Origin of the sequence: Antarctobacter albus (assembly GCF_900101505.1) — a bacterium.
GTDB lineage: Bacteria > Pseudomonadota > Alphaproteobacteria > Rhodobacterales > Rhodobacteraceae > Antarctobacter > Antarctobacter albus.
In genome coordinates, this window is the sequence record NZ_FMZI01000019.1 from 14,270 (window position 1) to 37,892 (window position 23,623).

A 23,623-nucleotide genomic window follows, 5' to 3' on the forward strand; every position below is an offset into this window, starting at 1 on the left:
CATTCATAGTGTAATTTACATTGGACACATCGGGGCGCCGAGTCAATAATTGCCGCATGACACCTTCCGGGTTCAGCGCGCATCAGGGGTGCGACGTCCTTATCGTCGGCGCCGGGATCGGCGGGTTGGCCGCCGCCGCGCGGCTGGCCCATGCCGGCCTTCGGATCACGGTGGTCGAACGCGCCGCGCGTTCCGGCGGCAAGATGCGCTGCCTGCCCTCGCCCGCCGGGCCGGTGGACGCAGGTCCGACGGTGCTGACCCTGCGCCCGGTGCTCGACGACCTGTTCACCAGCCTGGACGAGCGGCTGGACACGCACCTGGAGCTGATCCGCCAACCCCTGATCGCGCGACACTTCTGGCCCGACGGGTCGCGGCTGGACCTCTTCGACAGCGAACCGGAAAACCTGGAGGCGCTGCGCGCCTTTGGCGGCGCCCGCGCCGTTGCGCAGTTCCGTGCCTTCTGCGACAGGGCGCGCGCCCTGTTCGAGGCCTTCGACGGCCCGGTGATGCGGGCAGCCAATCCCTCGCTGGCCGGGCTGGCGGGTCAGACCCTGCGCGCGCCCGGCCTGTTGCGCCACATGGCCCCGCATCGCAGCCTTGCCGCGCTGCTGGACAGGACATTCGACGACCCGCGCCTGGCGCAGCTGTTCGGGCGCTATGCCACCTATGTCGGCGCCTCGCCCTATCGCGCCCCTGCCCTGCTGTCGCTGATCTGGCAGGCGGAATACGTTGGGGTCTGGAAAATCGCGGGCGGGATGCATCGGCTGGCCCGGGCGCTGGAACGGATCGCGCGGACACGCGGGGCACGGTTTCATCACAACGCCCATGTGGCCCGGATCGACATCTCCGACGGCCGCGCGCGGGGCGTCACCCTCGCGGATGGCAGGACGCTGCGGGCAGAGCGCGTCCTGTTCAACGGCGATCCGCGGGCACTGGCCACCGGGGCCCTGGGCCCGGAGGCAGTTCCTGCGGGCGGCCAGAACGGCAAACGCAAACGCAGCCTATCGGCCCAGGTCTGGGCCTTCGCGGCGCGCGCCCGGGGGGTGGACCTGGCCCATCACAACGTCTTTTTCCGCGCCGACCCGAAACCCGAATTCGACGCCCTGGCGCGCGGCGTGCTGGTGCCGGACCCCACGCTTTACCTCTGCGCGATGGACAGGGGCGGCCCCGCGCCGCCACCGGATCTCGAACGGTTCGAGATCATCGCCAACGCGCCCCCGCTTCCCGCCCCCGACCAGGAGCCAGACCAATGCCGCACCCGTTGTTTCGACACGCTGGCCAGGGCGGGGCTACGCTTTGCTCCGATGCCGGGACCGCAAAGCCTGACCACGCCAACGGGGTTCGAGAGCCTGTTTCCCGCCTCGCAAGGCGCGCTCTACGGGCAGAGCCCGGAGGCACTGATGGCGGCCTTTCAGAGACCGAAGGCACGCAGCCCGATACCGGGGCTCTACCTGGCGGGCGGCGGGGCGCATCCGGGGGCGGGTGTTCCGATGGCCATGCTCTCCGCCCGGCACGCGGCCGAGGCGATCTTGAGCGACCGAACTTCGCCCTCGCCGTCCCGCCGAACGGCTACGCCTGGTGGTACGTCGACGGCATCCGCGACGGCGGCGGGCGGGCGGTCAGCGTCATCGCCTTCATAGGCTCGGTGTTTTCGCCCTGGTACGCCTGGTCCGGGCGGCGCGACCCGGAAAACCACGTCTGCCTGAACGTCGCCACCTATGGGCCGGGCGGGCGCTTTGCGATGACGGACCGGGGGCGCGGCGCGCTGCGGCAAGCGCCACAAAGCCTGACCATCGGCCCGTCCTCGCTGCATTGGCAGGACGGCCAGTTGGAAATCCGGATCGACGAGTGCGGCGCGCCGCCCCTGTTCGGGCGCCTGCGCGGGCGCATCACGGTGACGCCCTCGGCCCTGACGCAGGTCGAACTGCCCCTGACGCCGGACGGGGCGCATGTCTGGCGGCCCTTCGCGCCGACCTGCCGGATCGAGGTTGACCTGGACGCACCGGGCTGGCGCTGGCAGGGGCACGGTTATTTCGATGCCAATTTCGGCACCCGGGCGCTGGAAGAGGATTTCGACAACTGGACATGGGGGCGCTTTCCCACCGGCACCGGCAGCACCTGTTTCTACGACGCCCGACGGCGGGACGGGAGCGCGCTGGCCGCTGCGATCCACTTTGACGCGGAGGGCGCGGCCCGGTCGGTGACACCGCCGCCCCCGGCGCGGTTGCGCCGCTCGCTCTGGCAGGTGACGCGGCAGACGCGGGCCGACCCCGGCCATGCGCCGCGGCAGGTGCAGAACATGCTGGACGCACCCTTTTACAGCCGCAGCATGGTGACGACCCGGCTGGACTGGACAGAGACAACCGGCGTGCACGAGGCGCTGGACCTGCGCCGCTTTCGGTCTGCGCTGGTCAAGCCGATGCTGGCGCTGCGCGTCCCGCGCCGGGCGCGCTGGTCCTTCGCTCAAGACAGCTGAAACAGATCAGGCGGGCGCCACATCCGGGTTGCGGCGCAGGACCGACAGGTTCAGCGCCCAGGCCACCGAGGCCCAGCAGAGATAGGGCACAAAGGCCAGGCCCGCCCAGGCATCCACCTGCCAGAGCGCCACCAGGCCGGCCGCCACCGCAAGCCAGAGCGCGCTGAGCACCACCAGCCCGGCCCGCATCCGCCGCAGCCCGAAAAAGACCGGCGTCCACAGCGTGTTGAGCGCGATCTGAAGGGCCCAGAAGGCCAGCGCAAGGCCATTGTCCGGTGCCAGAGCCACCCGCGCGCCCGCAAAGGCCATCAGCAGGTAGAGCGTGGTCCAGGCCACCGGAAAGACCCAGTCCGGCGGCGTCCAGCGCGGCTTGTCCAGCGACCGATACCAGTCACCCGGCGGAAACATTCCACCGGTGGCGCCCGCCGCGAAACAGGCCAGGAGGAAGATCAGGAAAAGGATCCAGAACATGCCCATCTACCTAGCGGCGGGCATGGGCGGCATCAACGGTGCGCGGCGGTTTTGCTCCTGCAATTTCAGCGCGACCAGCGCCTGGTGCAGGCTCTCGCTCCAGTCCGGCGCGGCATCCTTGGCGGCGGCGCGCACCAGGAAATCGGTTTCCGGCAAGGTGCGCGCATGGATCACCGCGGAACGTGGCAACGCCACTGTCAGGCCCGCGCGCAGGCCCGACAGCATCAGCCAGCCCAGCTTTTGCCCCCCCGAGGTCCGGGCGCGCCGGGTGATGGAGTCAAATCCGTTGCGCGCCACCGCGCCGCCGATCCCGGCATAGATGAACCGCGCCGCAAAGATCCCCGGGCGCGCCGAGAGCGGCAGCGCGGCGATCCCGGCCTCTGACCGGTGGTACAGCTGCCCGGCCTCGCGCAGCAGGCGCCGCAGGACAGAGGCCAGCTCTGGCGTCGGCCTCGGGTCGCGCAACAGGCCGGCGGGATCGACGCCCGCGCCCTGCAGCCAGTCGGTCGGCAAATAAAGCCGCCCCTCGCGCGCATCCTCGCCCACGTCGCGGGCGATATTGGTCAACTGCATGGCGACCCCCAGGTCGCAGGCCCGGGCCAGCGCATCCCGGTCGCGCACCCGCATCAGAACGCACATCATCGCCCCCACCGCCGAGGCGACGCGCGCCGAATAGGCACGCAGGTCCGACAGGGTGGCATAGCGGCGGCCCATTGCGTCCCAGGCCAGTCCCTCGAGCAGGGCATCGGGCAAGGCGCGCGGCATGTCGAAATCCTCGATCACGGCGGCAAAGGCGCGGTCGGCGGGGGCGTCCAGAGGCCGGCCCGCATAGACCCGGTCCAGCCTGTCGTGCAAGCGCAGGACCGCATCCGCCTTTTCCTGCTGCAGGTCCACCGCGTCATCCGCCAACCGGCAGAAGGCATAAAGCGCCAGCGCCGGTTCCCGCACCCTGGTCGGCAACAGCCGCGATGCCGCGTGAAAGGACCGCGACCCGTGCCGGATCGCCTCGACGCAATGGGCCATGTCCCCCGGCGCGATCATTCCGCCGCCACCGGCAGGCTCGGTGCCGCCTGAGCATCGGGCACCAGCTGGTCCAGGATCTCGGCACTGCCGACAACCCCTGGCAGACCGGCACCGGGATGCGTGCCCGCGCCCACCAGGTACAGGCCCTGCACCTCTTCGCTGATGTTGTGCGGGCGGAACCAGGCGCTTTGCAGGATGCGCGGCTCTATCGAGAAGGCCGCGCCATGCGGGCTGAGATACCGGTCCCGGAAAGTTTCAGGCGTAAAGACCAGCGACTCTGCCAGGTGCCGGGACAGCCCCGGCAGCAATTCCCGTTCCAGCACCTTGAGAACGCGGTCCTTGTAGCGGCCAGCCATGTCCGCCCAGTCGACGGGTGTCTTGTGGCCAAGGTGCGGCACGGGGCTGAGCGCATAAAAGGTGTCGCCCCCGTCCGGCGCGACACCGGGATCGGTGACGCTGGGGCGGTGGACATAAAGGCTCATGTCCTCGGCCAGGTGGCCCTTGATGAAGATGTCGCGCAGCAAGCCGCGATAGCGCGGACCGTTGAGGATCGTGTGATGGCCCACGTCCCGCCATTTGCCGCGCGTGCCACGGGTGCCGAAATACCAGACAAACAGGCTCATCGACCAGCGTGTGCGGCGCAGGCGCGGCGTGGTCCAGCGGCGGCGGACAAGGCCGCGCAGAAGATGGTCATAGGTGTGCCCGGCATCTGCGTTGGAGACCACGATATCCGCTGGCACCTCCTCGCCCCCGGTCAACCTGACGCCCCGGGCGCGCCCGCGCTCGACCCGGATCTCATCGACCTCGGCCCGCTGGCGGATCACCCCGCCCTGCCCGGTCACGACATTGGCCATCGCCTCTGCGATCCGGGCCACGCCCCCCATCGCGTAATGCACACCGAAAGCGGATTCGAGATGGTTCACCAGCGCGTAGATCGAGGTGACATGACAGGGGTCGCCGCCGATGAAGAGCGGGTGAAAGGACAGCGCCATGCGCAGCCTCTCGTCGCGCACGCAGCGCGCCGCGTGGCCATAGACCGACCGATCCGCCCGCAGGCGCGCAAAGGTCGGCAGCACCCGGATCAGGTCGGCCAGCCGATGCATCGGGCGGCGGCCCAGGTTCTCGAATCCGATCCGGTAGCGCTCTTCGCTGTCGCGCAGGAACCGGGTGTATCCCGCCAGGTCGCCGGACGACAGGCGCGCCACCTCCTGCCGCATCGCCCCGGCATCCGGGCCGACGCGAAACTGCGACCCGTCCGGCCAGCGGATTTCGTAGAAGGGATCGAGCGGGCGCAGGTCCACGTCATCGTCGAACCGCCGCCCGCAGGCTGCCCAGAGATCGCGAAACACCTGTGGCACGGTGACGATCGTCGGGCCGAGGTCGAACCGATGCCCGCCCTGGTGGATGGCCGATCCGCGCCCGCCGGGCGTGTCCAGCCGGTCCAGCACCGTGACGCGATAGCCCCGGGCGCCCAGCCGCATCGCGGCGGCAAGCCCGCCCAGCCCGGCCCCCACGACCAGCGCCTGCGGCGCCTTGGGATCGACCGGCCTGTGCCTGTGAAAGGAGTCTGCGCCTGTAAACATTACTCAAGCCTACATGTGTAATGTTAAATTGACAATCTCGCATTGCACCTCTTTTCCAAGAGGAATTTCCATGTCAGGATACCCTGACACCCGCCAAGGAAGGCCAACCAAGAGGAGGAAAGGCCATCCAGGTCGTCAGCCTGAGTCTTTTTCGCTTTCCGCGCGGGGTCAGCCGGCTCTGGGCCTTTGCGATGATGGGCCTTGCCCGCCCGGCCCTGCGCCGGACTGAAGGCATCGGCTTCTGGAAGCTCTGCGGCTCGGGCACGGGCGAAGGCTTCACGCCACTGCCGGAAACCGGCGTCTACGCGATCCTTGCCACCTGGCCGGACCTGCAAAGCGCCCGGCGCCAGACACGCGACGCCCCGGTTTATCGGCGGTATCACAGGCGGGCTGAGGACAGCTGGACGTTGTTCCTGTCCCCGGTTTCGGCCCGCGGGGCCTGGTCACGTCAAAGCCCGTTCGAGGTGGGGAACGCCACGGCCGGACCCGGCCCCATCGCGGCGCTGACCCGGGCCACGCTGCGGGTGTCAAACCTCTGGCGGTTCTGGCGCCGGGTCCCCGACATCAGCGCCGCCATCGGCGCCGACCCCGCCGTCACCTTCAAGATCGGCATCGGAGAGGTTCCATTGCTGCACCAGGTGACCTTTTCGATCTGGCCCGACAGCGCCAGCATGGCCCGCTTTGCCCGCGCCGATGGCCCCCATGCCCGCGCCATACGCGCCGTGCGCGAGGGCGACTGGTTCCGCGAGGAACTGTACGCCCGGTTCCGCATCCTCGGCGTCAGCGGCCACTGGCCGGGCGGGCCTTCCCTGACACCAGCCGGACCGATGCCATGACCCAGAGCTTTCCCTTTTCGGCCATCGTCGGACAGGACCAGATGAAGCAGGCGATGATCCTGACCGCCGTCGACCCCGGGCTGGGCGGCGTGCTGGTCTTTGGCGATCGCGGCACCGGCAAGTCCACCGCCGTGCGCGCGCTGGCCGCGCTCTTGCCGCCGATCACCGTGGTCGCGGGCTGCCCGGTCAATTCCGCCCGGCTGGAGGATGTGCCCGACTGGGCCGGCCCGGTCGACGAGACACTGGCGGAACGCCCGACCCCGGTCGTGGACCTGCCGCTGGGCGTGACCGAGGATCGCGTGACCGGCGCGCTGGACATCGAGCGCGCCCTGACCCGTGGCGAGAAGGCCTTTGAACCCGGTCTTCTGGCACGGGCCAATCGAGGCTATCTCTATATCGACGAGGTCAACCTGCTGGAGGACCACATCGTCGACCTGCTGCTGGACGTGGCACAATCGGGCCTCAACGCGGTCGAACGCGAGGGCCTGTCGATCCGCCATGCCGCACGCTTTGTCCTCGTCGGCTCCGGCAACCCCGAGGAAGGCGAGCTGCGCCCGCAATTGCTGGACCGCTTCGGCCTCTCGGTCGAGGTCCGCTCTCCCGACAGCATCGAGGAACGGGTCGAGGTCATCCGCCGCCGCCATGCCTTTGAAACCGATCACGACGGGTTCATGGCCCGCTGGCAGGCCGAGGACGCGGCGCTGCGCATGGCCATCCTGGAGGCGCGCGCGGCCCTGGCCGGAACGGAGCCGACCGAAGAGGTGCTGACAGATTGCGCAAGGCTGAGCATGGCACTTGGCGCCGACGGGCTGCGCGGCGAACTGACCCTGTTGCGGGCAGCGCGGGCGCAGGCGGCCTTTGAAGACACGGCAATCACCCGCGATCACCTGCGCAGCGTGGCACCGTTGGCGCTGAGCCACCGGTTGCGCCGCGATCCCCTGGACGAGGCGGGATCGGCCGCGCGAGTCGCCCGCGTCGTCGCCGAGACCCTGCCATGACCACAGCGCCCCCCGACTGGATCCGGGCATGGCGGGCGCTTGCGGCACTGGCCGTCGACCCGGCGGCGCTGGGCGGCATGGTGATCCGCGCACGGCCCGGCCCGGTGCGTCAGCGGCTGGAGGATGGGCTGGAGGTGTTGCCGCTGCCGCTGCGCCGGGTCCATCCCGGGCTGGATGATATCCAGCTCTTTGGCGGGTTGGATGTCGCGGCATCGCTGGCAGGCGGCGGACTGGTGCGCCAGCCGGGCCTTGCCGAACACGCCGCGGCGCTGGTCATGCCGATGGCGGAACGCGTGCCGCCCGGGCTGGCGGCCCGTCTTGCCGGGGTGCTGGACGGGAACAGCGGGCATTGCCTGGTCCTGCTGGACGAGGGCGCCGACCCGGACGAGACCGCACCACAGGCCCTGACCGACCGGCTGGCCTTTCACCTGGACTTGTCCGAAATCCGGGCCACACACGCCCTGCTGCGCCTGCCTGCCCCGGCGGACATGGACGCCGCGCGGGCGCATCTGCCAAGGGTCGAGATTCCGGATGATCACCTTGCGCAGCTTGTCCACCTGGCCGCGCGCTTTGGCATCCACGGGTTGCGCGCGCCGCTGCTGGCCCTGCGCTGCGCGCGCGCGCTGGCGGCGCTCGACCTCCGGGACCGCGTGACATCAGAGCACCTGCGCGAAGCGGCGGAGCTGGTCTTGCCCAGCCGCGCCACGCAAATCCCCCAGGCAGCGGCCGAGAACGACAGCCCGGACCCGCCACGGCAGCAGGAGAGCGAGGCGCAGGGCGACGGCGCGGCGATGCAGGACATCCCCGACGAATTGCTGGTCGAGGCCATTGCCGCCATCCTGCCGCCTGACTTGCTGACCCGGCTGGATCGGGGCGGCTCCGCGCGCGGGGGTGGACAGGGCTTTGGCGCGGGGGGCAAGCGCAAGGGCAACCGGCGCGGACGGCCCCTGCCCTCGCGGCCCGGTCGCCCGGACGGGCGCGCACGGATCGACGTGGTGGCCACGCTGCGCGCGGCCGCGCCCTGGCAACCGCTGCGGCGCGCGGCGACGCCCGGCAAGAAACATCTGATCATCCACCCCGGCGACCTGCGCCTGCGTCGGACCGAGGAGCATTCCGACCGGCTGGTGATCCTGGCGGTCGACAGCTCGGGGTCTGCCGCGCTGGCCCGGATGGCCGAGGCGAAGGGCGCCGTCGAACTGATGCTGGCACAGGCCTACGCCAAGCGCGATCTCGTGGCGCTGGTCACCTTCCGCGACACCCGTGCCGAGGTGCCCCTGCCCCCGACCCGGTCTCTGGTGCAGGCCAAGCGCCGCATCGCGGCCTTGCCCGGCGGTGGCGGCACACCGCTGGCGGCAGGACTGCGCGCCGCGCATGACCTGGCCCTGCAAGGGCTGCGCAACGGGCAAAGCCCCTGCCTGGCGCTGCTGACCGACGGGCGCGGGAACATCGCGCTGGACGGCAGCCCGGGCCGCGCCGCAGCCGCCGCCGATGCCCGTGACATGGCCCGCCTGTGGCGGAGCCTGGGCCTGCCCGCCGTCGTGATCGACACCGCCAACCGGCCCGGGGCCGAAGGCGCCGAACTGGCAGGCTGGCTGGATGCCCGTTACCTTGCCCTGCCGCGCGCCGATGCGCGGCGCATCAGCGCCGCAACCGACGCCGCCCTGTCAGGATAACCGCCGTGGACTGGGACAGAGATCTGCCGGACTGGCCGCACAGCGGCCTGTCCCGGCGCATCGCCCAGCGCCCGCACCTCTGGCATGTGCAGGAAACCGGGACCGGCGACACGGTTCTTCTGTTGCACGGCGCCGGCGCATCGACCCATAGCTGGCGCGACGTGATCCCCATTCTGGCCCGGCAATTCCGCGTGGTCGCAGTGGACCTGCCCGGTCAGGGGTTCACCCGGCTGGGCAGCCGCGCCCGTTGCAGCCTGGCCCACATGACAGAGGACATCGCCGCGCTGTGTGCCGCGCAGGGATGGCACCCCGCCGTGGTCATCGGGCATTCCGCCGGAGGCGCGATCGCGCTGAACCTGGCGCGCAGGCTGCGGCCCGCGCCCGCCGTTGTCTGCCTGAACGCCGCCCTGGGCCGGTTCGATGGCGCGGCGGGCTGGCTGTTTCCGATCCTGGCCAAGCTGATGGCGGCGACGCCTCTGGCGGCCCTGGCCTTTACCGCCGCCGGGGCCAGCGCGGCGCGCACCCGCCGCCTGATCGCCAGCACCGGCAGCCGTTTGAGCGACGAGGGCATCGGCTATTACACACGGCTGACTGCCGACCGGGCGCATGTGGACGGAACCCTGCAAATGATGGCCCGCTGGAACGTCGACCCGGTGCTGGACTGGCTGCCCCGGATCGAAACGCCCTGCCTGATGCTGGCCACTGAGGGCGACCGGGCCGTGGCGCCCGAGATTTCCCGACGCGCCGCCGACCGCCTGCCGCTGGGCCAGTTCCAGGCAATTCCCGGTCTTGGCCACCTTGCCCATGAAGAGGACCCGGACGCCGTGATGCGCCCGGTCCTGGACTGGATGTCGGATCTGCCGCCCGCCTGCAAATCTGCCAGCCCGGCGCGGTGAGCCCTTACAGACCCACGGCCACGAAGGCGCGGGCCAATTTGTCGACCAGTTCCGCCGCCTGATCCTCTGTCAGGATGAAGGGCGGGGCCAGCAGAACATGTGCGCCCTGCTTGCCGTCGATGGTGCCGCCGTTCGGGTAGCAGATCAGCCCTTCGGCAAAGGCCGCCGCCTTGACCTGGGCATGGATCTTGCGCGCGGGGTCGATGGGTGCCTTGGTGGCGCGGTCCTGGACCAGTTCCAGCCCCAGGAACAGGCCCCTGCCCCGGATGTCGCCGACATGGGGGTGCTGGCCAAACCGGTCCTCGAGCATTCCGCGCAGAACAGCCCCCATCGGATGCACCCGGCCCAGCAGGTCGTCGCCGACCACACGGTCCAGCACCGCGCCCGCCGCCGCACAGGCAACCGGGTGACCCACATAGGTGTGACCGTGTTGGAAAAAGCCGCTGCCCTGCGCGATCACCTTGTGCATGATCTCGGTGCAGAGCATCGCCCCGATGGGCTGGTATCCCGCGCCCAGCCCCTTGGCCACGCAGAGGATGTCCGGCGCCACCCCGTCCTGCTCGCAGGCAAACAACGTGCCGGTCCGGCCCATGCCGCACATGACCTCGTCAAGGATCATCAGGATGCCGTGCCGGTCGCAGATCTCGCGGATCCGCTTGAAATATCCGGGCACCGAGGGCACCGCACCCAGCGTGGCGCCGACAACAGGTTCGGCCACAAAGGCCATGACACTTTCCGGGCCGACGCGTGCGATCTCATCCTCGATCTCGGCGATCAGGCGGTCGCAATAGGCGGCCTCGCTCTCGCCCTCCTGTTGCCCGCGATAGGCATAGCAGGGCGCGACATGGCTGACCTCCATCAGGAGCGGCGCAAAGGGTTCGCGCCGCCAGGCGTTGCCGCCAGTGGCCAGGGCGCCCAGCGTGTTGCCATGATAGCTTTGCCGGCGGGCGATGATCCGGCTGCGGCCCGCCTCGCCGCGCTCAAGGTGATACTGCCGCGCCAGTTTCAGCGCCGCTTCCATCGCCTCGGACCCGCCGGAGACGAAATAGACGCGGTTCAGATCACCCGGCGCAAGCGCCACCAGCCGGTCGGCCAGCGCCTCTGCCGGGGGGGAGGTGAAGAAGCCGGTATGTGCAAAGGCGACCTGGTCCAGCTGTGCGCGGATCGCCTCTGTCACATGGGCGTCGCCGTGGCCCAGGCAGGACACGGCGGCGCCGCCGGACCCATCCAGGTAGGCCTTGCCGGACTGGTCATAAAGATAGGCCCCCTCGCCGCGGGAAACCGCGGGCGGCGCCTTGACGCTGCTGCGATGGAAGACATGGGACATGGGCGTTTTCTACCTTGTTTGTGCCAATTCCTCCGACCCGCTGGCGCGCGCCAGGGCGGATCGGAAATGACGGATATTGTCAGCGGTGCTGACGGCCAGCGTGCCATCCGGACGATGGATGTTGTTCTCGAACCCGATGCGGACATTGCCGCCACGTTTCGCGACCTCGACAAGCACCGGCTCTTCTGTCGGGCCAAAGGCGCAGGCGGCCCAGTCGGGGAACCCGCGTTCCAGCGCCTCGACAGCCTCGGGGACGGCATCGACGCGGGCCGGAACCGGGGGTTCATAGGTGCCGAAGACCAGCAGCACCGAACACTCCCCGGACGGAATCACTCCGCCGGCGCGAAAGCTGCGCAGGGTCTGCAGATCCGCCAGGTCATAGAGGATGTGCTGCAGCGCAATCCCCGCCTCGGCGGCAAAGGCGTAGAGCCTGCCGGCGGTCTCGACATCGCGGGCCATTTCCCGGGTCGAGACGCTGGCGCCTTCGGGGACGACCTCGCGCAGGCAGTCGAACTGTGCCGCGACCGAATAGCGGCCCACCGCCTCTGTCGTGATCTGCACGAACAGGCCCGGTGCGGCGGCCCGCACCTCGGCGACAGCCTCGCGGTACAGCACCGGGTCCAGAGAATGCCGGCCAAGCGTATCGCGCACATGCATGTGCAGCGCCCAGGCCCCGGCTTGCTGGCAGGCGCGCGCCTCCGCGGCCAGTTCAGCTGCGGTCATCGGCAAGGCCCGGTGATCGGATTTCGTACGCCGGGCGCCGTTTGGCGCGGCCATGATTTTCACGGAAGCTACGGGTGACGCGAGGTCATGGCCCATGACAAAGGCACTTTTCGGCTAGGCTGCGAATAGAAAGCGTTGAAACATATGTTTCTCAAGTTGACAAGATGTAAAACATATGAAACATCCTGAAACAGTCGCAACGATCCAGGAGAGCGGATGCCCGCCAAGCGTCTCGAAGCGCGCATCGCGCACCGCTACGGCGGTTTGAGCCACAAGTTGAGAGAGGCGGCGGACTACGTCATCGCCCATCCCGTCGAGGTGGCCACCCGGTCGCTGCGGTCGGTCTCGGCGGCCAGCGCGGTGTCTCCGGCCACCTTTTCGCGGCTGGCGCGGGCGCTGGATTTCACCAGCTACGAAGAGCTGCGCGAACTGTCCCGTCAGGCCATCGGCGATCAGGTGGTGTCCTTTGCCGAAAAAGCGACGCAGTTGCAGACCCCCGGCGAAGAAGACTCCTCGATGCTGGACCGGCAGGCGGGGGCCTGCATGTCGAACATCGCCAGCCTGGCCCAGGGGATCGACCGCGAACGCCTGCAAGAGGCGGTGAACGCCCTGGCCCGGGCGCGCCGCGTCACCGTTTTCGGCGCTTTCGCCTCGCACGGGATCGCCGAGCACCTCGCCTACCTGGCCAATTATTTCCAGTCCGACTGGACCGTCCTGTCGCGCGCGGGCAGCGCGCTTTCGGCGGCGATCGGACTGTTGCAACCGGGCGATGTCTTCCTGGTCATCACCAAGACCCCCTATGCCCGACGCGCCGTCCTTGCCACGCAGATGGCACGCGAAAGCGGCGCAACCACGATCGTTCTGACCGACACCCACGCAAGCCCGGCATTGATGCATGCCGACCTCGGCTTTTGCGTGCCGTCGGACAGCCCGCAGTTCTTTTCCTCTTACGTGGCGACACTTGCGCTCATGGAAACTCTGGTTGCGATGCTCGTCGCGCAGTCCGAAGATGACATAGGCGAAAAGATTCGCCTGGTAGAGGAAAGAAACCGACGCCTGGGAGATTTCTGGGCGGATGAGACCTCACCATAACGACAACAGGAGAGAAGTTATGTTCGATAATGTGAAACTCGGTGCCGTCGTGGCCCTGGGTGTGGCGTGCGCGGCACCGATGGCTTCGGCGCAGGAGTTCATCTCGATCGGCACCGGCGGTGTGACCGGGGTCTACTATCCCACCGGCGGCGCGATCTGCCGCCTCGTCAACAAGTCCCGCAAGGAGCACGGCATCCGCTGTGCGGTCGAATCCACCGGCGGGTCCGTCTACAACATCAACACCATCAAGGCCGGCGAGCTGGAATTCGGCGTCGCGCAGTCCGACTGGCAGTACCATGCCTACAACGGCACCTCGACCTTCTCCGACAACCCCTTCCCCGAAATCCGCGCGGTGTTCTCGGTCCACCCCGAGCCCTTCACCCTGCTGGTTCGCGGCGACAGCGGCATCACCGGGTTCGAGGGCCTCGCGGGCAAGCGCGTGAACGTCGGCAACCCCGGTTCGGGCCAGCGCGCCACGATGGAAGTGGTCATGGAAGCCTTCGGCATGACGATGGACGATTTCGCCCTTGCGACCGAGTACAAGGGCTCGGAAATGGCCAAGCAGCTTTGCGACGGCAACATCGACGCGATGATCTACACCATCGGCCACCCGGCCGCCGCCATCAAGGAAGCGGCCACCACCTGCGACGTGCAGGTGATCGACGTCGTGGGTGAACCGATCGACAAGCTGGTCGGCGACAACCCCTACTACCGTGTGGCCACGATCCCGGCCGGCATGTACGACGGCACCGATTCGGACGTGACCACCTTTGGCGTGGGCGCGACCTTCGTCACCTCCGCGGACATTTCCGAGGACGTGGTCTACGTCGTGGCCAAGGCGGTGATGGAAAACATCGACGACTTCCGCCAGCTGCACCCGGCCTTCGCCAACCTCGACCCGGCACAGATGGTCAAGGACGGCCTCAGCGCACCGCTGCACCCGGGCGCCGAGAAAGCCTACAAGGAACTGGGCCTGATCGAGTAATCCTCGGGCCACGGACGGCGGCAGGGCAGACCTGCCGCCGTTTTTCCTTGGCAGGACAAATTTCTTCGAAGAGATTTGAGAGACGCCCAAAGCGTTTTCCGGCGACCGCGACGCGGCGCCACGATCCGATCCACGGACGCGCCCGCACCCGGGCGCGCACGATCCAATGTCTTCGAAGGCATTTGCAGGGCATCCCGAACCGCCCGCGACAAAGAAAAAACACAGGGGGACATCATGGCCGATCCACAGGCTCAGGACCGCAGCGCCGACGACATGGTCGCCGAAGCGGATACCGGCGCGCGCAACCCGCAGGCCAGATGGCAGGCACAGCTGATCATCGGCACCTGCATCGTCTGGTCGCTGTTCCAGCTCTACATCGCATCGCGGGTGCCCAGCATGCTGGCCACGACCACCGGCATCAGCTTTTTCGCGAATGTCGTGGCGCAGGCGCGTTTCGTGCACCTCGCCTTTGCCATCGCCCTGGCGACAATGGCCTTTCCGCTGACGAAATCCGCCCCGCGCGACCGCATCCCGGCCTATGACTGGGCGCTGCTGATCCTGGGCGTCTCGGCCTGTCTCTATCTTGTGGCCTTCCGCTTTCAGATCGCCGACCGGCCCGGGCTTTGGAACACCTCCGACATCGTGATGTCGGCCATCGGCATGGTGGTCCTGATGATATCGGTCTACCGATCCCTGGGCCTGCCACTGGTCATCATCGCCTCCTGTTTCGTGCTCTTCGCCTTCTTCGGCGGCTATTCGGAATGGGCGCGAAACATCACCAACTACGGCGGCGCCTCGCTGTCCAAGGCCCTGGGCCACTACTGGATGCAGACCGAGGGGGTCTTTGGCGTGGCGCTGGGCGTCTCGACAACGATGATCTTCCTCTTCGTGCTGTTCGGCGCCCTGCTTGACCGCGCGGGCGGCGGCAACTGGTTCATCCGGGTGGCCATCGCGCTGCTGGGCGCGCTGCGCGGCGGCCCGGCCAAGGCCTCGGTCCTGTCCTCGATGCTGACCGGCATGATTTCCGGCTCTTCGATCGCCAACACGGTGACGACGGGCACCTTCACCATCCCGCTGATGAAGCGCATCGGCTTTCCGGCGGAAAAGGCCGGCGCGGTCGAGGTGGCCAGCTCCACCAACGGCCAACTGACCCCGCCCGTCATGGGCGCCGCCGCCTTCCTGATGGTGGAATACGTCAACATTCCCTACATCGACGTGGTCAAGCACGCCTTCCTGCCAGCGGTGATCTCCTACATCGCGCTGCTCTATATCGTGCACCTTGAGTCGCTCAAGATGGGCCTCAGGGGGCTGGAGAAGCCGGGCCGCAAGATCGGCGTCCTGATGATCCTGATCCTTTTCCTGTCCGGCTTCATCTTCCTCGGGATCTGCGCCTTCCTGATGATCGGCCTGCGCGGCATCCTCGACCCGATCATGGGCGATTCCATCTACGCGGCGGTGGCCCTGGTCGGCGTGCTCTACGTCGCGCTGGTCTGGCTGTCCGCGCGCTATCCCGACATCGAGGAGGACACCGAGGGCGAACCCACGGCGCCCCGCCTGACACCCACCCTGATCGGCGGTCTCTACTTCTCGGTGCCGATCTTCATCCTGGTGTGGAACCTGATGGTCCGGACCGAGAACCTCGACCGGCTCTCGCCCGCGCTGTCGGCCTTCTGGGCAACGATCTTCATGATCATCATCGCCCTGACCCACCGCCCGCTCAAGGCCTTCTTCCGCGGTGAGGGCCATGTGGCCGAGGCCCTGGCCGGCTGGACCGACTTCGTACAGGGCCTGATCCTGGGCGCGCGCAACATGATCGGCATCGGCGTCGCCACCGGGGCCGCCGGCATCATCGTCGGCACCATCAGCCTGACCGGCGCCCACCAGGTCATCGGCCAGGTGATCGAGGTGATCTCGGGCGGCAACCTGATGGTCCTGCTGATCCTCGTGGCCATCCTCTCGCTGATCCTTGGGATGGGCCTGCCGACGACGGCCAACTACATCGTCGTCAGCTCGCTCATGGCGCCGGTCATCGTCAGCGTCGGCGCGCAGGCGGGGCTGATCGTGCCGTTGATCGCGGTGCACATGTTCGTCTTCTATTTCGGCATCCTCGCGGATGACACGCCACCGGTGGGCCTTGCGGCCTACGCGGCGGCGGCGATCTCGCGCGGGGACCCGATCAAGACAGGTGTCCAGGGCTTTGCCTACGACATCCGGACGGCGCTGCTGCCCTTCCTCTTCATCTTCAACACCGACCTGTTGCTGATCGACGTGGGACTGTTCAAGGCGATCTTCGTCTTCTTCATATCACTGACGGCGATGTTGCTGTTTGCCGCTGCGACGCAGGGCTATTTCATCGCCAAGTCGAAGCTGTGGGAGACGGCGGTCCTGCTGCTGATCGCCTTCATGCTGTTCCGCCCCGGCTACTTCCTCGACCAGGTGAGCGAGAAGTACAACAGCGCCGAGGGACCGGCCGCGCTGGCGCTCATGGCCGACGTGCCAGAGGGCAAGGACGTGCGGATCACCGTCGAAGGCCCGGATTTCGACACTTTCGAAGTCAGGCCCGTGACCATCGTCCTGCCCTCTGCCGGGGCCGAGACGCTGGACGCACAGGGCCTCGTGGTCAACGAGGAGGACGGCAAACTGCTGCTGGACGAACCCTTTGGCGGGCCGGACCTGATCCAGCCGGTCAGCGGGCAGGAGTTCGACTATTACGCCGACGATCCCGTCCAGATCACCCGGGTCGAGATCGAGAACGAGCGCATGCCCAAGGAGATCTTCTTCATCCCGGCACTGCTGCTCCTGGCGGGCATCGTCCTGGTGCAGCGCCGCCGTGCCACCCAGGCCCCGTTCTGAGCGGCTCAAAGAGGAGAGACGAGATGTACAGCAAGATCCTTCTCGCGGTCGACCTGAACGACACCAGCGGCGCCGCGCGCATCGCCGAGTACGGCGGCAAGCTGGCCCGCATGTGCGGGGCAGAGGTGCATGTGGTCAGCGTGGTTCCGGCGATGGGCTTCGCCCTCGTCGGCTCCGCCTTCGGCGGCGATTTCGCCGGTACGATGATGGAGGAAACCCGCACCAACATGCACAAGTGGATCGACGAGGTGCTGGGGATCGAGGCCCATGTGCACGTCGACCAGGGCACGGTCTACGACAAGATCATCCGCACCGCCGAAGACATCGGTGCCGAGGCGATCGTCGTCGGGGCACATCGTCCCGAATTGCGCGACTACCTGGTCGGCCCGAATGCCGCGCGGGTGGTCCGCCACGCAAAACAGTCGGTCCTGGTGGTACGCTGAAAACTCCATAGGTTCGATCAAGACGGCCCCGGTCCCCAAGGATCGGGGCCGTTTGCATTTCGCCCCATTGCAGGACCAGAGAAGATCCGTCACCCAGCCTGTTCTCCGGAGCCCTCCCGCGCCCCGGCTCAGGCCCTCGAAAAGCGAGGGAGGGACTGCGGATCAGGCGATGCTTGTTCCCTGGTGACTCCCGAAGCCGGCAACAGGCGCAGCCTGTTCACAGGGTCGGCGGGCGGGCGTCTTTGCGGCAAAGCCGCAAACAGTCCCGTCCCGGCGCCCCCTTCAGTAGTCGCGTTCGAAAAACACGCCCAGCCCGCTCGACCCGTCGGATCCCAGGCGCCCGCGCACCGTCACGTTGGAATTGACGTTCAGGTTCAGGTTGATCTCGGTCTTGCCCTTGGCGTCGACACTGACATCGCTGTAGATGTTCTCGCCCAGGTAGGCGCCAACGCGCGCGCGGGCTGTACCGTCATCGCTGGTTCCCACGTCAAGGTCCGCCACCCCCAGGCCGCTGCGCAGGGATTCCGTGAGCCCCAGACCGCCACGGCCGGACAGTGTCCGGATCGCCGAGGCCAGTTGAACCGCCTGCAAGGCAGACAGCTCTGTTACCGATCGGCCAAAGAGGAAAAAGGACATGGCCTCATCCTGAGGCAACTCGGGCATGGACCCCACGCGCAACTCGGGTGACGAGGCGGGCCCCTCGATGGTGATGGTGATATCCGTGTCCTCGACGCGCGTGGTCGCGACGAAGCGGACCACCGGGTCAAAGCTGCCGCGCAGGAAGACCGCGCCCTCGGTCAGGTCCAGGCGGCGGCCCAACAGGTCCAGCCGGCCCCGGATCAGGTCGAATTGCCCGGCCGGAACGATGTCGGAGGTGGTGCCGTTCAGGCGCAGGCTACCACCCAATTCCGCGTCCAGCCCCCTGCCCCGCACAAAGATCCGGTTCTCCGCCCGGACGGTCACGTCCAGCGGGAAGGCCGGCAGCGGCGCCCCGGCAGCCTGCGCGCTGCGGTCCATGCCCGCGTAGCGCAGGGTTACGGCCACGTCGCCTGGCATGCCCCGGTGTTCCAATCCGTCCAGCGCCGCATAGCTGGCGCCGATGTTCGGGATCCGAGCCTCGACCTCGCCCAGGTCGATGGTGCCCGAGATCCGTGCACCGCCCGTCAGGGGGCCTTCGATCCGGATGCGCCCGTTTGCCGTGGTCTCGAACAGGTCCGGTTGGCGCACGACCGCGCTTTGCAGGCGCAGGACCAGCCCCGCGTTGAACGGTGCCGCGAGGGTGACCGGGCCTTCCAGCGACACCCGCCCGCCGCTGTCGAGGGCACCGGCCATAGACACCTCGGCACCGCCGCCGGACAGGCGGATCTGCCCACCCAGTCCGCTCAGAACGATGTTCTGCGCCGGCGCAGCAAAGCGGGCGCCATCGGTCGAGATCGTTCCCGAGACGGAGGAGAGCGCCGGCGGTCCGGACAGGCCCAGGTCGAAGCGCGCGATGCCGCTGACCACCTGCGGCGCCAGCCGACCGTTGGCCAGGGCCAGCGGCGCCGAGCCTGTCAGCGCCACGTCTAGGCGGCTGAAGTCGGCAGCGGCGGAGCCGCGCAGACGCGCGCCGATGCCCGCCGGGCCGGTTCCGTCCAGGGACAGTTGCCAGGGTCCGCCGCTGCGTCGGGCACTGCCCGTGACCTGTGCCGTGCCGGGCAGATCCGGCACGATCTGGCCAAGGTTGGCCAGCGCCAGAACCAGGTTCAGATCCGCCGCTTCGCCAGGGCCATAGCTGCCGGTTACCCTTCCGTCGATGCCGCTGGCATCCAGCATCGCCTGGCCGATCCGATAAGCGCCGCTGTCCAGCCGCTCAACCTGCAAGTCCAGCCGGGAATTGCCCGCCAGCAGCGGGTCGACCGTCGGATTGCCGATGCCAAGCCCCTGCCCCCGCACAACCGCCGTCAGGTTCAGCGGACCGTCCAGCACGCCGCCCGATGCCTCGGCCTCGATCTGGGCCGCGCCGCGCAGGTTCTGGCCTGTCAGCCGCGACAGGGGTGACAGCGAGGCCGCGCTGGCCGTCAGCTGCCCGTCCACTTCCGGGCCATAGGTCCCGGCCGGGTCCACCGTGCCGGTGAACCGTGCATTCACAACCCCGTCCAGACGCAACGGGTCAAAGCGGATCGCCCCGTTTCCGCTGCGCGTGGCCTTGACGCTCAACGCGGTGCGGCCGACCAGCAACGGGTCGATCTCCGGCAGGCCCAGTCGGACGTCGGTCACGCGTCCTTCGGCGCTGACATCGAAATCGGCCCCGTCCAGGCCGCCCCTGCCGGTCACGGTCAGCTCGGCGCTGCCGCCCAGTCGACGGCCCGCCAGCCCGGAAAAGGCCGACAGGCGGGTCAGCGTCGCTTCGAGCCGCCCGTCGGCAAGCGGCACATCGGGGCCAAGATCCACCGTCCCGGCATAGTTCAGCCGTCCGGCCCGGGCCAGGTCGCCTTCGGCCCCCAGCGTCCAGACGTCGCCGGCCTGGTCGGCGCGCAGCACCAGCGTGGTGGGGCCGTTCAATTCGGGCAGGACAAGCGCGGTTTCACGAATGCGCGCCTCGGCCCGCAGGCTGCTGGCCCCCGTGGCCAGCGTCCCGCCGCCCTCAATCCGCGCCTCGGGCGTGACCAGCAGGAGTTTCTCGGCCCTCAGACCGGCCTCGTCGCGCACCGCTTCGACCTGCAGGCTGCCGACGCCCGCGATCAACGGATCGACCTGCGCGATGCCCGTCGCCAGGCCGCGCGTGGTGCCGTCGAGAACAAGGTCGAAACCGCCGGTGACCGGGGCGACCTCGCCCCGGATGGTCAGGTTGGCAGCGCCTTCCAGCGCCACGCCCGCCAGCGCGGCAAAGCGCGACAGGTCCTCGGCCGACAACCGCAGATCGGGGGTGACACGCGGGTTCAGTGTCTCGGCATCGGTAAAGGTCAGGACACCGGTCAGGCCGTAATCGGCCCCAGACAGGTCCAGCCCGCGAAGATAGAACGGCGCACTGGGCTCCCAGTCGATGGAGAGCGCACCGCGCAATGCCGTGCCCACGGCCTCGGCCAGGGCCGGATCGGCCAGGGCCAAGCCGCCCGCGGCCAGCATCAGGTCGCCGGTCACACGGGGCGCATCGCGGTCGATCTCTCCCACGCCGCTCAGCAACAGGCGATCCGCCTGCCCCGCTGCGGTGGTGATCCGGTCGGATTGCAGGCGCAGCGCCCAGCCATTGCCCTGCGAAGCGTCAAAGGAGCCTTTCAGCGTGACGCCGGTGACATAGACCTCCTGCCCCGGCAGCGGCAGCAGCACCTCGTCGCCTTCGGGCGGCGTGATCTGCCCTTCGAGCGACAACCGCTCTGGCCAGCCATCGCCATTGATGGAAGCGGAGCCGGTCAACAGCAGCGCCTCGGCGCTCAGCCGCAGGTCCTGCAGGGCGATGGCGCCGTCCGCGCTGCGCGTCGCCTCGGCCTTGAGCGCGATGTCATCGCCCAGGAACTCGCGGTAGGCGGGCGCCAGCAACGGCGCCAGGTCCCCGCCGATGTCCAGCGAGACGCGTTGTGTCTCGGTATCGCCATCGGCCCGCAGGATCACCTGCCCCGCCAGCCGTTCGACACCATCGGTCGAAAGCCGCAGGCTCGCTTCGAAATCGTCGATGGGCGCGTCGCCGGTCAGGCTGAGCGCAACGGCAGGCTCGCCTTCAAGGCCCAGCGCGCGCGCCGCGAGCCCGCCAGCCGGTTCCTCGAAACTGGTGTCCAGCGTCAGCACGCGGCTGGTGTTCGAATAGGCCCCCGAGAGGTGCAGGTTGCCACCCTTGTCCAGGCGCTGAACCTGCAGTTCCGCGTTGCCGTCCCCGCCCGACAACCGGGCATTGCCGGTGACGCGCAGCACCAGGTTCTCGGTGGCGACGGGCGCGCCAAGCGCCACTTCGCGCAGATCCAGCTGTGCGAGGTTCAGGGACACCGGCAGTTCGGGCAGTTGAAAGGCGCTGCGGGCCTCCGGGGCGGGCGGCGCGTCGCTGGCCAAAGGTACCGGCAGGCGCGGCATGTCGATCCGGCCCACGGTGATCTCGTCGATTTCGACCGCACCGCGCACCAGGGCGGTGCGCGTCCAGGTCATGGCCACGTCGGTGGCGGTCAGCCAGACGCCATCCTCATCGGCAATGGTGATCCGGTCGATCGTCGCGCGCGAACTCAGCGCCCCGGCAAAGCCCTCGATCCGCACGTCGCGGCCCGCGTCCGACAACGCGTCCTCAAGCAGCCCCTGGATATAGCCGCGGTCGTCAGTCTGTGCCAAAGCCGCCAGCGGCCAGAGCACCAGCACCAGGAAAACCCTCAAAAGTCGCATCAGAACGCCTGCCCGATCCCGATATAGATCTGTACGCCGTCGCCCGTGTCGCCGCCCACCGGCCCGGCCACGTCAAAGCGGATCGGCCCAACCGGCGTGTCGTAGCGCAGGCCAAGCCCTGCGCCGGCGTGCCAGTCGCCCGACCCATCCACGAAACTCTCAGTCCCGACATAGCCCGCGTCGGCAAAGCCCACGACGCCGATGGTGTCGGTCACGTCATAGCGGACCTCTGTCGAGAGGCCCAAGAAACTGCGCCCGCCCAGGCGCGTCCCCGAATAATCCACGTCCAGGGACCGGTAGGGCTGGCCCCGCACGGTTCCGCCGCCGCCCGAGTAGAGCAGGAAGTCAGGCGGCGCGGTCTGCGCATCCGGTCCGACGAGCCCGGCCAGTTGCAGCCGCCCAGCCAACACCAGGGACTCGTCGACGCCAAAGGCCCGGTAACCGCGCAGGTCCAGCGCGTAGCGCGCGCCGGCCTCGCCGTGGCTGACGATGGAAAACGGTTCCAGCTCGGCCCGCAGGAACAGGCCCTCGGTCGCATCCAGCGGATCGTCCCGCCGGTCGATGGTGATGGCCGTGGGCAGCGACAACAGGGTCAGCATCCGGGTCGGATCGCCCGGCAGGTAAAGGTCGGTGATGCGCGACCGGCTGTAGGAGATCCCCAGCTCGCCGCTGACCTGCTTGGAAAACTCGCGCGAGACCCCCAGGCCCAGCGTGAACGAGCGGTCGATATAGTCCGGCTCGTCGTCGTAGCTGAAACCCGTGGTGGCATAGAACATGGTGTCGGCGCCATAGACGGCCGGTTTTTCGAACCGGGCGTTCAGCGCATAGTCGGGCCGCATGCCCGACCCGCCCAGTTGGGTGGCCTCGCCCTCGACCCGCAGCCGTTCGGCACCGCCAAAGAGGTTGCGGTGCAGCCAGAACCCCGACAGCCCGACGCCCTCGGACGAGGACAGCTCGGCCCCGAAGCCGAAACGGCGCGGCTTGCGGTCCGTGACGTCGATCATGATGTCGAGCGTATCGTCGGGACCGCCCTGATCCGCCTCCGATACCGTCACGGACCGGAAAGTGCCGGTGGCGCGCAGGCGCTGCGCCGCATCGTCGACCTCGACCGGATCGAAGGTCTGGCCGCGCGGAATGCCCGCGATCTGGCGGATGCGGTTCTCGCGCACAGCGCTTTCCGAGGTGACGATCACGTCGCCAAAGCGGAACTGCCGGCCCTTCGAAACCGCCAGCGACACATCCAGCCGCGCGTCCGCGTGGCGCGCGGTGATGGATTGATCCGCGATCCCGGCCTTGGCGTAACCCGCCGAGCGCCAGCCATCGACCGCGGCCTGGGCCGTGTCGCGCACCACGGTCGCGCGGGCCGGCTGCCCGCGCGCAAAGCCCTCTGGCAGGGGCGCGCGCTTGTTGACCGGGGCGACAATGGCCTTTCCGAAGGTAAAAGTCGGACCCGGATCCACCTTGACCCGCACCTTGCCGATGCGTTCAGGCACCGAGAATGGCGGGATGGTCGCGGCCTCGCGGCCGTCGATCTGGATGCGCACAACGGCGGAGTAGTAGCCCTGTGCATAGAGCGCCTCGACCAGCCGGGCATAGTCGCCCTGGGCGGCGGCCAGCACGTCCTGAGGCGCGCGGTTTTCCTCGCCTTCCAGCTGCGAGAGAATCGAGACCGAGCGCAGGCTCTGGATCAGCGCCTCCTTGTCGGGTCCGGCGACGTTGAAGGTGAGGCTGTCATAGCTTTCCGCCGGGCGCGGAAGCGTCAGGCAAATACCCGTCAGCACGGAAAAAACGGTGCCACGCAGCACCGCACGCAGCCGCCCGGCCCCTGCCGGACGCTTGGCGCGCCTGTTTGCGCGCGTGGATATATCTAGACGTTGCGCCATGCCTCTACCCTATAACA

Annotated in this window: 17 protein-coding genes; 10 read left to right on the plus strand and 7 right to left on the minus strand. The window is 68.5% G+C overall.

From position 1 onward, the window contains the following. The first annotated feature begins 56 nt into the window (after nucleotides 1–56). On the plus strand, nucleotides 57–1,640 hold the full coding sequence (gene crtD, locus BLQ71_RS23105; protein WP_074623410.1) for a 1-hydroxycarotenoid 3,4-desaturase CrtD: 1,584 nt from the start codon (nucleotides 57–59) through the stop codon (nucleotides 1,638–1,640). A 5-nt stretch (nucleotides 1,641–1,645) separates the two neighbouring features. Beyond that, the gene (crtC, locus tag BLQ71_RS23110) at nucleotides 1,646–2,476 is read left to right on the plus strand and encodes a carotenoid 1,2-hydratase (protein WP_496559535.1); all 831 of its coding nucleotides are present in this window, start codon (nucleotides 1,646–1,648) and stop codon (nucleotides 2,474–2,476) included. 6 nt (nucleotides 2,477–2,482) lie between these two features. On the opposite strand, the gene tspO is transcribed toward crtC, so the two are convergent. Genes tspO through BLQ71_RS23125 form a run of 3 tightly spaced genes read right to left on the minus strand, consistent with a single transcriptional unit; the run spans nucleotide 2,483 to nucleotide 5,553 of the window. After that, a complete protein-coding gene (gene tspO / locus BLQ71_RS23115) occupies nucleotides 2,483–2,947 on the minus strand; it encodes a tryptophan-rich sensory protein TspO (protein WP_074623450.1) in 465 nt (154 codons plus the stop codon). Nucleotides 2,948–2,953: 6 nt separating this feature from the next. Beyond that, nucleotides 2,954–3,988 carry a 15-cis-phytoene synthase gene (crtB, locus tag BLQ71_RS23120; RefSeq protein WP_074623411.1) on the minus strand — a complete coding sequence of 345 codons (1,035 nt, stop codon included), beginning with the start codon at nucleotides 3,986–3,988 and terminating at the stop codon, nucleotides 2,954–2,956. Further along, complete coding sequence (locus BLQ71_RS23125; RefSeq protein ID WP_074623412.1) at nucleotides 3,985–5,553, minus strand: phytoene desaturase; 1,569 nt, start codon at nucleotides 5,551–5,553, stop codon at nucleotides 3,985–3,987. Before BLQ71_RS23125 ends, crtB begins: the two co-directional genes overlap by 4 nt. A gap of 125 nt (nucleotides 5,554–5,678) precedes the next feature. Here BLQ71_RS23125 and crtA point away from each other — a divergent pair, with 125 nt between their 5' ends. The 4 genes from crtA to bchO are packed head-to-tail and all read left to right on the plus strand — an operon-like array spanning nucleotide 5,679 to nucleotide 9,956. Beyond that, nucleotides 5,679–6,389, plus strand: coding sequence for a spheroidene monooxygenase (gene crtA, locus BLQ71_RS23130; RefSeq protein WP_074623413.1), 711 nt, complete (start codon nucleotides 5,679–5,681; stop codon nucleotides 6,387–6,389). Then, nucleotides 6,386–7,387 (plus strand): magnesium chelatase ATPase subunit I, encoded by a 1,002-nt coding sequence (bchI, locus tag BLQ71_RS23135; RefSeq protein WP_074623414.1) that lies wholly within the window; start codon nucleotides 6,386–6,388, stop codon nucleotides 7,385–7,387. The genes crtA and bchI overlap by 4 nt, the downstream gene beginning before the upstream one ends. After that, nucleotides 7,384–9,060: a magnesium chelatase subunit D gene (locus BLQ71_RS23140; protein ID WP_074623415.1), complete on the plus strand. Its 1,677-nt coding sequence runs from the start codon at nucleotides 7,384–7,386 to the stop codon at nucleotides 9,058–9,060. Before bchI ends, BLQ71_RS23140 begins: the two co-directional genes overlap by 4 nt. Nucleotides 9,061–9,065: 5 nt before the next feature. Further along, on the plus strand, nucleotides 9,066–9,956 hold the full coding sequence (gene bchO, locus BLQ71_RS23145) for an alpha/beta fold hydrolase BchO (protein WP_074623416.1): 891 nt from the start codon (nucleotides 9,066–9,068) through the stop codon (nucleotides 9,954–9,956). 4 nt (nucleotides 9,957–9,960) lie between these two features. Here bchO and BLQ71_RS23150 read toward each other — a convergent pair whose 3' ends face one another. Then, nucleotides 9,961–11,283, minus strand: a complete 1,323-nt coding sequence (locus BLQ71_RS23150; protein ID WP_074623417.1) for an aspartate aminotransferase family protein — start codon at nucleotides 11,281–11,283, stop codon at nucleotides 9,961–9,963. A gap of 9 nt (nucleotides 11,284–11,292) precedes the next feature. Next, nucleotides 11,293–12,102 (minus strand): beta-keto acid cleavage family enzyme, encoded by an 810-nt coding sequence (locus BLQ71_RS23155; RefSeq protein ID WP_083342347.1) that lies wholly within the window; start codon nucleotides 12,100–12,102, stop codon nucleotides 11,293–11,295. A gap of 120 nt (nucleotides 12,103–12,222) precedes the next feature. Between BLQ71_RS23155 and BLQ71_RS23160 the strand changes: the two genes are divergently transcribed. From BLQ71_RS23160 to BLQ71_RS23175, 4 genes are all read left to right on the plus strand, one after another. Further along, nucleotides 12,223–13,098 carry a MurR/RpiR family transcriptional regulator gene (locus BLQ71_RS23160; protein ID WP_074623419.1) on the plus strand — a complete coding sequence of 292 codons (876 nt, stop codon included), beginning with the start codon at nucleotides 12,223–12,225 and terminating at the stop codon, nucleotides 13,096–13,098. 19 nt (nucleotides 13,099–13,117) lie between these two features. Further along, entirely contained in the window at nucleotides 13,118–14,083 is a 966-nt protein-coding gene (locus BLQ71_RS23165) for a TAXI family TRAP transporter solute-binding subunit (protein ID WP_069210057.1), read from the plus strand. A 234-nt stretch (nucleotides 14,084–14,317) separates the two neighbouring features. Then, a complete protein-coding gene (locus BLQ71_RS23170; RefSeq protein ID WP_074623420.1) occupies nucleotides 14,318–16,936 on the plus strand; it encodes a TRAP transporter permease in 2,619 nt (872 codons plus the stop codon). A gap of 23 nt (nucleotides 16,937–16,959) precedes the next feature. After that, nucleotides 16,960–17,379, plus strand: coding sequence for a universal stress protein (locus BLQ71_RS23175; protein ID WP_043145741.1), 420 nt, complete (start codon nucleotides 16,960–16,962; stop codon nucleotides 17,377–17,379). Nucleotides 17,380–17,661: 282 nt separating this feature from the next. Here BLQ71_RS23175 and BLQ71_RS23180 read toward each other — a convergent pair whose 3' ends face one another. Together BLQ71_RS23180 and BLQ71_RS23185 are read right to left on the minus strand one after the other, a co-directional pair. After that, a complete protein-coding gene (locus BLQ71_RS23180; protein ID WP_074623421.1) occupies nucleotides 17,662–21,723 on the minus strand; it encodes a translocation/assembly module TamB domain-containing protein in 4,062 nt (1,353 codons plus the stop codon). Beyond that, nucleotides 21,723–23,606, minus strand: a complete 1,884-nt coding sequence (locus BLQ71_RS23185) for an autotransporter assembly complex protein TamA (protein WP_083342348.1) — start codon at nucleotides 23,604–23,606, stop codon at nucleotides 21,723–21,725. Before BLQ71_RS23185 ends, BLQ71_RS23180 begins: the two co-directional genes overlap by 1 nt. Between the last annotated feature and the right edge of the window lie 17 nt (nucleotides 23,607–23,623).